This is a genomic window from Bacillus cereus group sp. MG4, assembly GCF_040460055.1.
GTDB lineage: Bacteria > Bacillota > Bacilli > Bacillales > Bacillaceae_G > Bacillus_A > Bacillus_A wiedmannii.
Genome location: NZ_JARVGZ010000001.1, coordinates 405,005 through 418,369, shown reverse-complemented (window position 1 = coordinate 418,369; position 13,365 = coordinate 405,005). Strand labels below are relative to the sequence as shown.

Sequence of the window (13,365 nt, the reverse complement as noted above, 5' to 3'; positions counted from 1 at the left end):
TAATAATGCCTTTATACAAACATTTAAAACTCCGCTAATACAGGGAATTTATAACCTTTAAAATCTAACTCTTTATTACTTCGAACCATTAAATACTTATTAGACTGTAATTCTGTAAATTGTACATCCTCAATCCCTAATTGATCTGGTGAGAAGTAAAATTCAATTTCTGTAAATCTTTCAGCGATTTCTCCGCATATTTCATCTAAAACTGGAATTACTGGTGCAAATACTCCATATAATTTCAACTTTTCATTATCTACTTCATGCACAATTAGAGCATCTAGTTTCTCTGAATAATACAATTTCTCATTCCATCCCGAATCATACATATTCAAATAAAACGAAGGACTGAAGTTTAATGTTGAAAAATTATTTGAAAGTCTTTGGCTACTATCAATAGTTTCATGTATTAACTTTCTATCCTCTTCCATATAATAATCTAACTTTCTAAGTAAGGAGTCATTATTATTCTTTTTATCATATAGAATAGTCATCAAATACTCCTGCACAACTTTAAACCCAAATGATGCATATAGTTCAGGTTTTTCCGTAAATAATAATGTACATTCACATTTCTTATCAATTTCTTCTATCATTTTACTTATTAATTGTGTCATGAGTCCTTGTCTACGAAAATCAGGGTGAGTCATTACCGTTTGAATGCCGGCTGCATTTATTCTTTCACCATTTACTAGCAATGGTAGCGAAAATACCGCAACATTTGCAATCGCTTTATCATCATGTAAAAATGATAAAGCTTTGTATGTATCATCCCAATAACCTCTCTCTGAAAAATCATTCAATGTTTGAATTGTAATTCCAAACACTTCTTCAAATAAAGGAAATAACTTCTCTCTTTTCGGTTCTTCTAAAAGAAATTTTTCAAAAATTTCAACATTCCCCATGTTGTCCCTCCATACGTTAATTCCATCAAATTAGATTTAGTTATATAACCTGCTCTTAATGTAATAGGTCTTACCAATCAATATACTATCATAAAATATAAAAAAAGAGTCTAATTAATTTTATGTTTTGACTATTCGAAAATAAGTCGAATAAAACAATATTAAGATTTTTGAATATTAATAAGTTTATTATATAAAAATAGTGCTTTCTACTTCGTTTTTACTCATAGAAATGCACCATTTATAAAAAAATATTTTTTATTATTTTTTTCCTTCTAGTCTCTCCCTCGTATTAATTTCTTCTCCTCTCATTCGCTTTTCAAATGTATTTCTCCAACTTGTAGAAAGTGCATATACTTCTAAGATCCTCTTTAGCCCTTCCATATTTTGTTTTTCTTTATGCATAATACGATTAGCAAATGCTACTGTAACACCTTTTGGATCAGACTTTATTAACTTTAACGTATCAACAGGTGATACCCATCCTTCTTTTAATACACGAAAATAAAATCCTGTATATCCTGTTTCTTGAAAATAAAGTGGTAACTTTGGAATATTGTATTTCTTAGCTAATTTAAAACAAGGTTGTCTTGGCTGTGTTACTTGTACAATTGCTTCTCCAATTTGAAATGTATCACCAATACAAACATCCTCTTCACACAGACAATTAATTGTTATATTTTCTCCGAATGCTCCATATACAAGGGCCTGATTCAACTCTTTTTCCCAGTATCTATAATGTTCTCCAGAATACACACAAACTGCTTTATCTACTCCACCATGATGAACTAAGTCCGCTTGCCCATCTCCATTAAATTTTAAAAAGGATAAAAACACCGGTTCCCTTACTTGCTTCTTATTTATACCTGTATGAATTACCTTTCCGCCGTATGTAACCTCTTTTGGTAACCCTATATTTAAAGATAGTACCTCATATACTTTATTCATCTTAATCGCTCCTCTTACTTACCCCACAATTTTTCAATAGATTAATTTATACTTTCAAACTCTCTGTCTATTTTTCATTTAAAATGACAAAAGGTCAGCAAATGTAATAACCACTCAAATATCCTTGCTCCGATACTTATCTATCCTTACTTCAAAAACTTTTCAATCCCTCTCTAATAAAGTGATTATAAGCTCAACAAAATCATTGTTCAATCCAATTGTTTATATAATAATGATAGGTATAACCTATCATTAAACTTGAGGTGATTCCAATCGAATTAAGACAACTTGAATATTTTTTAGCTGTTTCAAAAGAATTACATTTCACAAAAGCAGCTGAGAAACTAAATATTTCACAACCTTCTCTAAGTCAGCAAATACGTGCATTAGAACATGAAGTAGGAATGCCGCTTTTCGATCGCATTGGTAAAAAAATATCTTTAACTGATGCAGGAAGGATTTTATTATTACATAGTAAAACCATTTTTCATGAAGTTGAACAAGCTCGTTCCGCTATTCAAGACTTAAACGGATTACAGCAAGGTTCCTTAACAATAGGCTCTTTGTTAACCGTCGTAAATTATTTACTACCACCAGCTATATTAAATTTTAATCATTTATATCCCAATATAGAGCTTTCTGTATTAGGGCTTCGTACAGGAGATATTCGTGAAAAATTATTACAAAACGAACTAGATATTGGCATTACATTTCTCCCGGTGCAAGATAAGGAGATTATTTCAATCCCTCTATACAAAAGTGAACTTACATTAGTCGTACCAACCGATCATCAATTAGCTGAACGTAATCATGTATTTATTGCTGAATTACAGAACTACCCTTTAATTCTTTTACCTAAAAATTTCTTTTTAACCGAACTAATTACATCTCATTGTCAAAAATTTAACTTTAAACCAAAACCAATTTTAGAAATTAGTACGATGGAATCTTTAATCCAAATGGTTTCAAAAGGAATGGGAATTACAGTGTTACCAAAACCGTATATAGACTTTTTACAAAATAAAAACATTCAAGCAATTAAAATAGAAAATCCTACCCCAACAATAGAAATTGGGCTTATTTATAGAAAAGATAAATATATGTGTGCTGCAACTCGAGAATTTATTGAACAACTAAAAAGAACAGTACGTTCTTTACAAAGCTAAACGAACAAAAGAGATTATCCTATAAAACCGTTTCACAACGCTCTAGTAGAATAATCTCTTTTCAAAACAAAATACAACATAATTTTTAAACTCAAATAAATTTCAATGTACCTTTTTAGATATTGGAATATATTTCGTAAAATATGCCCCCACTAGTAATAAAACAATTGAAATTAACCAAATAAAAATACCGCCAAAGTTAAACCAATATGCAAGCAAATTTAAGATTGCTAGTGTAAAGAAACAAATTGAAGTTAACGCACTCTTCAATCCTTTTACCCCTGCTTTTTTTCTTTTTTCATAAGTAATATACATTGAAACGGCAACAAATAAGATAAGAACAATCGGTAACATTACTTTTAGCAATGGCAATCCCTCCCGTACATACACCTTACTATTACCATTTTATCTCATTTATTCTTCTTGAATCAATTAATAGCATTCTTCTCTCCAAAAGTCAGTATACGTTTTATTATTAAATTTCACATTTACCTGAGAAAATGAAAGACTTCCTCCAACTTTCAATGAGTACCAGTCGTTGAATAGTGGAGATCCGAAGCAAATATTCATTGTACGATTATGCAAATCAAATAAGACAGAATGCAAAGTTCCAAACCATTCTTCATAATTATGTACTGTCAGCCCAGTAGGATACTCTCTTTCTACTAATTCTGTTAAAGAATCCATGCTCACTTGTTTATTTCGATTTAAATGTTCATACAATGTGTAATATCTGTTTGTAGATTGTTCTAATCTTCTATTATTCAATTTTTGAACAGATAAACTAATCGCATGATTTGTTGATACGATAAAATCTTGGTTTTCCTCATCAATTGTAGTTATTGATTTAAAACCGTCAAATATTTCAATACGTGCTGCGTCTAAAGGATCTGCTACAATTAGATTAATATTACTTGCAATTGGCATTTCATCAACTAGTGATATCGCCTCCTGCACATTTTTACATTTCTCCAATAATACTCGAATTACCGCAAAGCATTGTAAACCACTTAACACGGGCTTTCGTAAGCCTTCAATATTTCCTACTGGTTGACCACATGCTGAAAATGTAACAGATAACCCATGCTCGTTAACTCCTTCTGTTCGACCGAAATAAAAAGTAGAAAAGCCACTATGCACATATGCACCTTCAACATGTGTTGAGCAAAAACGCATATCATCTATTTTTGGTGACAAATCATAATTTCTTAAAACATATGTGTGCTTTGAATCTGTCTTTTTAGGTAATACGACACAATGACTACATCCTGCTTTTAATAGTGTTTGATAATAATACATCAGATTTCTAGCAGGAATTTTTAACACTCCACAAAACCCTTCAATTTCTTCATTAATTCCTGGACAATATTGATTTAATATATTTCTAGATTCTGTCCAATAATTATCTGATACTAAATGTTCTTGCTGTATAAATTGTGGAATGAGATACGGATGATTTTTCACAAACTCCCCTTGTTGCTTTCCAATATCATAATGACTTCCTTTTAATGATGAAAGGTACCCCTTTACTTGGTACATCTAAATCCCCCCTTACATTTAATTTATCCATATCATACCAAATGAATTTTATTCATTCTTGATGTTTTTTACTGTCTTTCAAATCAAATTTGGCTGGAATAAAGAAAACAATTATAAAATAAAAATTAGGAAACTGTAATCATTAACAGTTTCCTAATTTACCTATACTATATTATCCCCTCTTCCACCAACGTTTCTGCAATTTGAACCGAGTTCCAAGCGGCCCCTTTTAATAAATTATCGGAAACAATCCAAAGATGGAATCCTTTTGGTGTATCAGGGTCTTTTCTAATTCTCCCGACAAATGTATCTATTTTCCCTTCTGCATATAATGGCATTGGGTACAGCTGTTCACTAGGATTATCTTGCAGTACAACACCTGGTGCATCCAGCAACACTTCTCTTATCTCTGCAACAGTCGCTTCTTTTTCAAGTTCTAAATAAACCGATTCTGAGTGCCCGGATACGACCGGAACACGCACACAAGTAGCTGCCATTTTCAAGTTTTGGTCCTCCAAAATTTTCTTCGTTTCTTGAATCATTTTTACTTCTTCAAATGTAAAATCATTATCTGTAAATATATCTACTTGAGGCAATACATTAAACGCAATCGGATAGTGTTTTTTATCTTTTTTCGCTGGTAATATAATACTCTTTACTTCTTCACCTGTAAGCATAGACTCAGCCTGTTCTTTTAATTCATGAATCGCATGAATTCCTGAACCTGACACAGCTTGGTATGTGGAAACAATAATTCGTTCCAATCCGAATACTTTTCGAATTGGTTGAAGTGCCGTCACCATCTGTAATGCCGAACAATTCGGAACTGCTATGATACCGTTATGCTCCTTTAAATTGTGCGCATTTACTTCTGGAACAACGAGCGGTACATCGTGCGCCATTCGGTATTCACTTGTGTTATCAATTACGATGGCACCACTAGTGACTGCGTGATTAACAAATTGTCTAGACACTTCTCCTCCAGCGCTAAAAAAGGCAATATCAACACCTTCAAAACTATTTATTTTTGCCTCTTTTATAATTATCTCTCGTCCTTTAAATTGTACTACCTTACCAGCGGATCGTTTTGACGAAAGCAATGTAACTTCAACTATATTAAACTTCATTTCATTTTCTAACAGTTCAATAATTTTCTGCCCTACTGCACCTGTAGCCCCAACTACAGCTATATGATAGCCCTTTTTGATCATCTTTTCTCCTCCAATATCACTTAAATGAATATTCCTACAATTTCATTTTATAAAGGATTTAATCATTTGGAAAATTGAAATACGTGATATAATTATTCACAAATCATGATAATAAAAGAGGGATTGCTTATGGAAATGAGACATGTTAAAACATTTTGTGCGATTGTTAAGTATGGTGGTTTTTCTAAAGCTGCTCATGCGTTAGGTTATGCGCAATCTACTGTGACAGGGCATATAAAAGCATTAGAAAACGATTTACGTCTCCCTCTATTCGATCGATTAGGGAAAAAAGTACTTCTTACAAAAGCAGGTCATCAATTTCATCCTTATGCCCTAGAATTACTAGCTATTTATGAAAAAGCGCAAGAAATCCCTCAAAATAGTGATGATTTAGAGGGAACATTAACGATTACATCTAACGAATCATTAGCAGTGTACCGATTACCACAATTATTACGTATGTACAAACAGGAGAATCCGAAAGTAAATATCGTACTGGAAACAACTACAAACGAACAAGCAATGAATAAGCTACGTGAAGGAGAATCAGATGTTATTTTCATAATTGGAGAAAGTATGGAACATAATGATTTTATTACGCGTACTTTTTGTAATGAAGCATTTGGATGGATTTTACCTCCCCATTACTCTACAAACTCTAATCCATTTTGTTTACTAAATGATACTCAATTTATCTTTACAGAACAAAGCTGCGGCTATAGACCGATGGTAGATCGGTTTTTACGTCAAAGCGGAAATATTCCAGCTAAAACATTTGAAACTTCCAACGTTGAAGTCATTAAACAATCTGTGATGTGTGAGTTAGGAATTTCAATTCTTCCTTACATTGTTGTACAAGAAAGTTGTCAAAAAGAACAACTCTGTTTTCAGCCTATCGAAACTTCAACAGTTATTCAAAGCCATGTAATCTATCATAAATCTAGATGGATTTCACCCGTTTTACAATCGTTTCTTTCCTTACTAGAGCGAGACTAAAAGGTGCACAAAAAAAGAGTAACTGCCTAATAAGCACTTACTCTCTTCCAATAGTATCTTATTTATTAGTCTGTCCCCCATCTGCAATTAATTTACTGCCTGAATATGTACCTTTTTGCATAAACACTTGATTAATTAACTCTTTTTGTTCCGCTTCTGACATTACTCCTTTTCCTTCACCTAAATTTCCGCTTTGTAATTTCCAAATCTTGTTGTGATCCGCATTCATCTTTTCATATTTTCCTTGTTGCCATCTCTCTAAAATATCTGCATATGTATTTCCTTGTACTAGGTCATTACTCTTTACAATATCAAGTAAACTTTCAATACGTTCTTGTGTGATAAAAATATAGCCCCACTTTTGATCAGCCTTCGTTTTTTGATGTGCCATTTCATGTAATGCTGTCTGTATGTTTTCATCTGTCCACTTAAAATTTTTATTAAAACCACTATTCGGTAATGAATGATTACCATTTTCTAAAAGCTTTGCATCTTCAGCTTTCACATTACTATCAGCTAGCACTTCTGCCGCCGGTGCGGCTGGTGATGCCTTTTTCGCAGCTGGTTTACTATTATTCAAATAATATAGCATACCATATGTTACACCTACGCCGATTACCGCCATACCAGCTAAAATACCTATTATTTTAAATAATGTTTTCATCTTGCTTGTTTCCTCCCACATATCTCATTTCGTATTTTCTATTTCTTGAACCACATATATATTTCCTTATATTATATTTCTTTTCTTTATTAATTGAAAGATTATTCCGTCAAAACACCCGTCTTTTTCAAATGCAGATCCATCTCTAAGTATTTCGTTTTAATTTTATAAAAATATATGCTAGCCTAAATATAAAGGAGATGAATAAATATGAGTTTATTGTATAGCGGTTTAACTTTTTTAAACTTTGACGATACATATTTATTACAAAATAAACTTCATTCTTATTCACATGAAGATATTGATTTTAGTCATTTAGAGCACTCAAACCTGTATTGCGAGACCCCTTCTTTAAAGCGTATAAAACGGGAGTTATATCGTAGAAAGCAAAGAGGAATCACCTTTATCGGTTCTGGAAATTATCATTATGTATCTTATTTGCTACTAAAAGAAATAGATGAACCATTTAGCCTTATTTTATTCGATCACCACACTGACATGAACTTAAAAGAAGAAAATGAACATACTCTTATTTCTTGCGGGTCATGGGTATCATTCGCTCTTCAAAATAACCCAAAATTAAAGAAAGTAATTATTATTGGACCTTCTTCTTTAACCATTCATTCTAATGATTATTCATGTGTAGAAGTATTCCCGATAGATACAACTTATGAAGTATCTACACATACGATACTTTCGCATATTTATACAGATACTATATATGTAAGCATTGATAAAGATGTTTTAGATTCAAAAGTAACTATTACAAATTGGGATCAAGGACATATGAAACTCTCTACACTATTAAAATATATTCATTCTCTTATTAGGAATAAAAATGTTTATGGTATCGATATTTGTGGTGAACTACCGGTTTATCCTTCTCAGCTCTTTCTAGCTAAATATGCAAATGCTATTAAGAAAAATGAAAAAGCGAACTTGCAAATTTTAAAATCAATATATAATACATAAAAAAAACAACGAGTACCTTATAAGGCACTCGTTGTTTTTATGCACGATGCTCTTTTAACCACTTCGTAATCGCATCTAACTTCGAAACATCAAAACGTCTCTCTTCACACACATTTAAACTGTTTAAACTTTTCACAATTTCTAATTCATTCGATTTTACACTTTTCGCATCAATCATTTTGCAATACCCATCTGTAACAGCATTTAAATTTTCATAATAACGTTGAAACGATTTTGATATATGTAAATGTTTTTCAAAGTTTCTTCTTCTTTTTGTCTCGTCAGATTCTTTCCGTTTTCTAAGTTCTTCATCATTCGTATATAAATAAAAATATTGATCAGGAAAACCAATTTCCTTATTGATCAGCTTTTCTTTATAAAAGTTTTCTATTAAAGATAATGGCTGATTAAATATATCAAAATGGAAACACCAATTATAACTAAGTGGCTGATAAATATCACCATCAAGTATTACTAATTCATATTGCTCTGACTTTTGCACTGCTATTTTCCAGCGCTCTACTTGTTTTTCAAAATACCATGTTCTATGTTCGTTTTTTGGTCTTTCAAATAAAAAATTCACTTCAGGTATAATGTATGCACCATAATTTTTTTCTAATTCATGACACGTGCTGCTCTTACCAACCGCACTCGCTCCCTCAAACGCTATAATCCCCATAGTTTCTCCCACTTTCATTAACTTAAATCTCTTTGCTTCGCATTTTTTCCCCATAACTGTCTACATAAAATAATTGAAGAGATAGAAAGCATGATTGTCGTGATAATTATACTAAGGTTCAATTCAATATAAAGCAAACAAAAAGCCCGTTGTTGCGGCCTTTTCTCTATTTCAAGTTATTTCCTTCAATAAGCCTGTGCATATTATTGATTTCAATCATAGCATCATCAGTGTTTTACAAGGTCAGTCAGTAGTGTTGTGATTGTCCCGTGATTACGCTGAAATTCAAAGATTAAATCCTCAGGCTCTTCAATTTTCTTCATTATGTCCAAGTAAGCATTTGGCCTTTTCAATTTTTTGAATCTGTTCTGTCATCGGTTCTCGCTTTCTTTACTATTAAATCCATTGTATAATAAAAAATTGTCTATACAAATCAATATGCAAATAAAGCTTATAAAAAAGAATTGAAAGATATTCGAGTGATTTTATTTTCTGAATTAAATCCTTGAATCTAAAACTCCTTTCTATTATTGGCACCGACTATTTTTTAAATTAAATCCTAATTGATTGAGAATAACGAGAAATCGACAGAAATAAAAATAATTCCAACGTAACTTCCAAATTTCAGGGAATCCCTTTTTTTGTTTTGCTATAATAATTTCTATGGGTGTACAGCTCGCTACTTTGAAACTCCTGATAAGTTTATATAGTAAATACTGGAACAATTTCACAATTTTTTAAGACTTATCAAGCGGTAGGAATGGCGTTTCTTTTCGCTTTTTGAGTGGATTAGAAAGATTAAATAACAAAGACTACAGAATAAGAAAAAGCTGTGCATGAATTTATTTAACTACATAGCTTATAATAATTTTAGGAAAAATCACCAACAAAAAACTCAAAAAATGTAAAATATATTTTACAAAATAACATAAAAAAAGCCACCCTTAAGGTGGCATAATGAACTCAGCTATTAGATCAAAAATACTTATTCAAATATTTTATTCAATGAGCATTTTGAAACATCGACAAAATTCCCCTTTGAATCTAGCAACCTAACAATAATATGCGTCGGAAAATCATCTTTATTCAAATCAAAACTTATTTGATAATCAGATTCTTTAAATTGATTCCCATCAATTTTAATTCCTTCATTCTTTAATTCTTGCACAATAGCATCATTTACTATATATCCCCAAAAATTTAGGTTTGATGTTCTCTGCATTAACAAAAATGGTACGGTTGACGGATACCATTTTTTAACATATAAACCCTTATTTGCTGTGAAAGATTCATACATTTCATTAAAAAGATTATTTACTCCACTAGTATTTGAGAAGCGGATGCCAATTAAATCAAAAAGTTCTTTTGCAATATCGACCTTGTGGGAATTTATATAGTTTTCCAGTTTTTGATTTTTTAATACTCCTTTTTCTTGAGTGAAAATCTGTTGCCAACCTCCCGCGTTTCCTGAATATCCTATACAATTTTTATAATCAGGATCGAATGGAAGACCATCCTTCGGGGAAGTATGTTTAGCGTACATAGCGCGAGTGGCATTAGAGCAAGAATTATTATTTGCTCCATTTGTAATGCTCACAACACTTCCACAAAATTCACAACAAGCATATTTGCTTCCTTTTTGGTAATAAGGAAATTCTTTATTTGTTATATTTTCAAATTCAGTTACTGAATGTGGTTTATCATTGTTCTCTTTTGATTCATTTATCTTATAGAACTTCTTCATTAATCCGTTCCCTCCAGTATTTTTATTAAGTTAGTAAAATTATACAATGAATTTCCTCATAATACTTAAAATATGGATCTTCGTTAGTTTCTGTGGAAGAAAAATTGAATAAAGGCAGCTACACCAACTAAAATTACATTAGATATTGAAAAAATTGTCATACCTGGATTTAGCAATTGAAGAAAACCAAATAAAAAGGACGTGACAAAAATCCCAAGAAAAACGTTCTCAGTTTAGCATAAACCAAAATTAGGAATAATATATAAATAAAAGAGATGTCTTTGTGCATTTTTTAATTTTTCCCACTCTATTGCACACTGGTATTACCAGCACTTGCTATTTCCCACCATTTGTTGTAAGATAGTAATTAAGGTCAATTTAACACCATATTTCCTTTGCATATTATCAAGTATCAATCAGGATTATTTTGTACTCCTTATGGGTGTTTGATAATATGTGAACTTTTATTTTTCATTCAAATAAGGCCGATCATATTGTAATCTTTTTAAATTTTAGGAGGCATTACCATGACATTAACAGGTAAAGTAAAATGGTTTAACAGCGAAAAAGGTTTCGGTTTCATCGAAGTTGCAGACGGTAACGACGTATTCGTTCACTTCTCAGCTATCACTGGCGACGGCTTCAAATCTCTTGACGAAGGTCAAGAAGTTAGCTTCGAAGTTGAAGACGGTAACCGTGGACCTCAAGCTAAAAACGTTGTAAAGCTATAATTCAAACAATAAAAAGGTTGTTACCAGCTCGGTTAACAACCTTTTTAATATATAACTAAAATTTTTTACATAAAAGGAGTGGTTATATGTATCGCAATCGAAAGAACGATGTAGCTGAAGTACCACCAGAACAAACCCCTGTCTGGGAATGTGAATCAGAGGATTGTTTAGGATGGATGAGAAAGAATTTTTCATTTGAAGAAGAGCCTAAATGCCCTTTATGTAAAAGTAGCATGAAAAGCGGAGAACGTTTATTACCTAAAATAGGTTAATTTTTACTTAACCCCTCTTTTATAAGAGGGGTTTTTTATTATAAATTTATACCCTCTACATCCGTTCAAACTATAGAATACAATAGTGCATCATGTTGCTTATTTCCTTGATGAATATATCCACGTAATAACCCTTCCTTATGAAAGCCTATTTTAGATAACATTTTACAAGAAGTAACATTTTCAGGGTATGTAATAGCTCCAATTCTAAATAAGCCTAAATCTCGAAATCCATAATGAATAATTTCTCGAGCCGCTTCTGACGCATAACCATTCCCCCAATAACGAGGATGTAAGTCATATCCAATTTCAGATCGTTTACTCCATAGTTGTAAATTATTTAATCCAATTGTACCCACTAAAGTATTTGTTTCTTTTAATACAATCCCCCATCGTATTGCCTTTTTCTCAAAGTAATTTTTTGAAAAAGATTCAATCATACGTGAAGCTTGTCCAAACTCCGTAAAAGAATTCATACCGTAATAACACGTTACTTCATCCAATGAAAAGATTTCATATATTTTTTGACAATAAGATTGTTCTATTTCAACTAAACGCAAACGTTCTGTTTCTAATATAGGAAACGCCACAGGATCACTCCTTTCTTTCTACTCATTCATTATAGCAGAAAAAGTATTTATAATTAGGAAAGTCCTCAATGTCCCATTTATCAAATATTTCTAGAGAAGCTTATCCTCTTAATTCAATACGAACTAAAAATAACCCTTCTTGCTTTTGCATGATTAGAAAAAATAAAGAGGTGATCAAAATACTATGATCATCTCTTTACACTCTAATTTTAAAATTAATTGTATTATTTTCATTTCCATCACTCCGCTCGTAATAAGATGTCTTATACTTTCGATTCCTTGCTCACTTTTCCCTGCTAAAACAACACCCTCCCCTATACATTTATGGTAAAATATAGTTAAAATATATATTTTTTATGGAGGTGTATATTTTCTATGTATATATTCATCAGTTTATCCCTCTTACTCATATTACTCATATTTATATTTGCAAAAAAGTTCGCTCCAAACTCATTCATGATGACTAGTTTTAAAGGCAATAGCTTTAAAACATTTTCAATCGGCATTTTAATCGCCGCAACTCTTTCACTTTCCTATGGAATCTACCATGCAGCAACCTATCAACCTAAACATTTAGATATCACATTACAAAATCAAAACTTTACTGTTTTCGGTAATGTCGGAGAGCTTGGATATTTCTCAGAAGTATTACTAAAGAAAGATACAGAAGTTGAACTACATTTTGCCTCTTGGGAAACAATGCAATTAAATAATCCAGAAATAATAGTTAACTATCCTTCGGGTAAACAGGAAACATGGAAACCAAACATAACATCACTTCCAGCCAATAAATTAAAAGAGAAACATGGCATAAAAGAGCTTTATCAACTCTCATCATATTCATTTAAAGAATCTGGGAACATAACATTAACGATTACTGAGAATCATACAACTAATAAAAAAATCTCAATTCAAGTGAAATAAATAAAATGTCCCTCCAATATA

15 protein-coding genes and 1 pseudogene are annotated in these 13,365 nt (G+C 31.6%); 6 read left to right on the top strand and 10 right to left on the bottom strand.

Features of this window, described 5'->3' with window-relative positions:
- Positions 1 to 23: 23 nt before the first annotated feature.
- Both QCI41_RS02155 and QCI41_RS02150 read right to left on the bottom strand, forming a co-directional pair.
- Positions 24 to 908, bottom strand: coding sequence for a GNAT family N-acetyltransferase (locus QCI41_RS02155; RefSeq protein WP_353838512.1), 885 nt, complete (start codon positions 906 to 908; stop codon positions 24 to 26).
- A gap of 261 nt (positions 909 to 1,169) precedes the next feature.
- Complete coding sequence (locus tag QCI41_RS02150; RefSeq protein ID WP_353838513.1) at positions 1,170 to 1,856, bottom strand: MOSC domain-containing protein; 687 nt, start codon at positions 1,854 to 1,856, stop codon at positions 1,170 to 1,172.
- A 263-nt stretch (positions 1,857 to 2,119) separates the two neighbouring features.
- Between QCI41_RS02150 and QCI41_RS02145 the strand changes: the two genes are divergently transcribed.
- Complete coding sequence (locus tag QCI41_RS02145; RefSeq protein ID WP_353838515.1) at positions 2,120 to 3,022, top strand: LysR family transcriptional regulator; 903 nt, start codon at positions 2,120 to 2,122, stop codon at positions 3,020 to 3,022.
- A gap of 102 nt (positions 3,023 to 3,124) precedes the next feature.
- On the opposite strand, the gene QCI41_RS02140 is transcribed toward QCI41_RS02145, so the two are convergent.
- The 3 genes from QCI41_RS02140 to QCI41_RS02130 all read right to left on the bottom strand — a co-directional run bounded on the left by QCI41_RS02140 (position 3,125) and on the right by QCI41_RS02130 (position 5,772).
- Complete coding sequence (locus tag QCI41_RS02140; RefSeq protein WP_116867800.1) at positions 3,125 to 3,388, bottom strand: hypothetical protein; 264 nt, start codon at positions 3,386 to 3,388, stop codon at positions 3,125 to 3,127.
- Between the two features lie 66 nt (positions 3,389 to 3,454).
- Positions 3,455 to 4,561, bottom strand: coding sequence for a C45 family autoproteolytic acyltransferase/hydrolase (locus QCI41_RS02135; RefSeq protein ID WP_353838516.1), 1,107 nt, complete (start codon positions 4,559 to 4,561; stop codon positions 3,455 to 3,457).
- Positions 4,562 to 4,728: 167 nt separating this feature from the next.
- A complete protein-coding gene (locus QCI41_RS02130) occupies positions 4,729 to 5,772 on the bottom strand; it encodes an aspartate-semialdehyde dehydrogenase (protein WP_353838517.1) in 1,044 nt (347 codons plus the stop codon).
- Positions 5,773 to 5,877: 105 nt separating this feature from the next.
- Here QCI41_RS02130 and QCI41_RS02125 point away from each other — a divergent pair, with 105 nt between their 5' ends.
- Positions 5,878 to 6,768: a LysR family transcriptional regulator gene (locus QCI41_RS02125; protein WP_353838518.1), complete on the top strand. Its 891-nt coding sequence runs from the start codon at positions 5,878 to 5,880 to the stop codon at positions 6,766 to 6,768.
- Between the two features lie 58 nt (positions 6,769 to 6,826).
- Here QCI41_RS02125 and QCI41_RS02120 read toward each other — a convergent pair whose 3' ends face one another.
- Entirely contained in the window at positions 6,827 to 7,453 is a 627-nt protein-coding gene (locus QCI41_RS02120; RefSeq protein ID WP_353838519.1) for a PRK06770 family protein, read from the bottom strand.
- Between the two features lie 189 nt (positions 7,454 to 7,642).
- Between QCI41_RS02120 and QCI41_RS02115 the strand changes: the two genes are divergently transcribed.
- The gene (locus QCI41_RS02115) at positions 7,643 to 8,404 is read left to right on the top strand and encodes an arginase family protein (RefSeq protein ID WP_353838520.1); all 762 of its coding nucleotides are present in this window, start codon (positions 7,643 to 7,645) and stop codon (positions 8,402 to 8,404) included.
- A 37-nt stretch (positions 8,405 to 8,441) separates the two neighbouring features.
- Here QCI41_RS02115 and QCI41_RS02110 read toward each other — a convergent pair whose 3' ends face one another.
- The 3 genes and pseudogenes from QCI41_RS02110 to QCI41_RS30605 form a co-directional block, all read right to left on the bottom strand.
- Complete coding sequence (locus QCI41_RS02110; RefSeq protein WP_046959917.1) at positions 8,442 to 9,083, bottom strand: AAA family ATPase; 642 nt, start codon at positions 9,081 to 9,083, stop codon at positions 8,442 to 8,444.
- Between the two features lie 985 nt (positions 9,084 to 10,068).
- Entirely contained in the window at positions 10,069 to 10,827 is a 759-nt protein-coding gene (locus tag QCI41_RS02105) for an NUDIX hydrolase (protein WP_353838521.1), read from the bottom strand.
- Between the two features lie 113 nt (positions 10,828 to 10,940).
- Positions 10,941 to 11,051 (bottom strand): annotated as a pseudogene (locus QCI41_RS30605) (CPBP family intramembrane glutamic endopeptidase); the annotation flags it as partial.
- Positions 11,052 to 11,354: 303 nt separating this feature from the next.
- Here QCI41_RS30605 and cspD point away from each other — a divergent pair.
- Entirely contained in the window at positions 11,355 to 11,558 is a 204-nt protein-coding gene (gene cspD, locus QCI41_RS02100) for a cold-shock protein CspD (protein WP_000176365.1), read from the top strand.
- An 86-nt stretch (positions 11,559 to 11,644) separates the two neighbouring features.
- Positions 11,645 to 11,830: a cold-shock protein gene (locus QCI41_RS02095; RefSeq protein WP_000286202.1), complete on the top strand. Its 186-nt coding sequence runs from the start codon at positions 11,645 to 11,647 to the stop codon at positions 11,828 to 11,830.
- A gap of 65 nt (positions 11,831 to 11,895) precedes the next feature.
- On the opposite strand, the gene QCI41_RS02090 is transcribed toward QCI41_RS02095, so the two are convergent.
- Complete coding sequence (locus QCI41_RS02090; RefSeq protein WP_353838522.1) at positions 11,896 to 12,420, bottom strand: GNAT family N-acetyltransferase; 525 nt, start codon at positions 12,418 to 12,420, stop codon at positions 11,896 to 11,898.
- A 375-nt stretch (positions 12,421 to 12,795) separates the two neighbouring features.
- On the opposite strand from QCI41_RS02090, the gene QCI41_RS02085 reads away from it, so the two are divergent.
- Positions 12,796 to 13,344 carry a hypothetical protein gene (locus QCI41_RS02085; protein ID WP_000275261.1) on the top strand — a complete coding sequence of 183 codons (549 nt, stop codon included), beginning with the start codon at positions 12,796 to 12,798 and terminating at the stop codon, positions 13,342 to 13,344.
- Positions 13,345 to 13,365 lie beyond the last annotated feature (21 nt).

Coding starts and splice junctions, on each gene's coding strand:
- QCI41_RS02115 (WP_353838520.1), top strand. CDS start 7,643: ATGAGTTTATTGTATAGCGGTTTAACTTTTTTAAACTTTGACGATACA.
- cspD (WP_000176365.1), top strand. CDS start 11,355: ATGACATTAACAGGTAAAGTAAAATGGTTTAACAGCGAAAAAGGTTTC.
- QCI41_RS02155 (WP_353838512.1), bottom strand. CDS start 908: ATGGGGAATGTTGAAATTTTTGAAAAATTTCTTTTAGAAGAACCGAAA.
- QCI41_RS02125 (WP_353838518.1), top strand. CDS start 5,878: ATGATAATAAAAGAGGGATTGCTTATGGAAATGAGACATGTTAAAACA.
- QCI41_RS02105 (WP_353838521.1), bottom strand. CDS start 10,827: ATGAAGAAGTTCTATAAGATAAATGAATCAAAAGAGAACAATGATAAA.
- QCI41_RS02110 (WP_046959917.1), bottom strand. CDS start 9,083: ATGGGGATTATAGCGTTTGAGGGAGCGAGTGCGGTTGGTAAGAGCAGC.
- QCI41_RS02095 (WP_000286202.1), top strand. CDS start 11,645: ATGTATCGCAATCGAAAGAACGATGTAGCTGAAGTACCACCAGAACAA.
- QCI41_RS02150 (WP_353838513.1), bottom strand. CDS start 1,856: ATGAATAAAGTATATGAGGTACTATCTTTAAATATAGGGTTACCAAAA.
- QCI41_RS02130 (WP_353838517.1), bottom strand. CDS start 5,772: ATGATCAAAAAGGGCTATCATATAGCTGTAGTTGGGGCTACAGGTGCA.
- QCI41_RS02120 (WP_353838519.1), bottom strand. CDS start 7,453: ATGTGGGAGGAAACAAGCAAGATGAAAACATTATTTAAAATAATAGGT.
- QCI41_RS02085 (WP_000275261.1), top strand. CDS start 12,796: ATGTATATATTCATCAGTTTATCCCTCTTACTCATATTACTCATATTT.
- QCI41_RS02135 (WP_353838516.1), bottom strand. CDS start 4,561: ATGTACCAAGTAAAGGGGTACCTTTCATCATTAAAAGGAAGTCATTAT.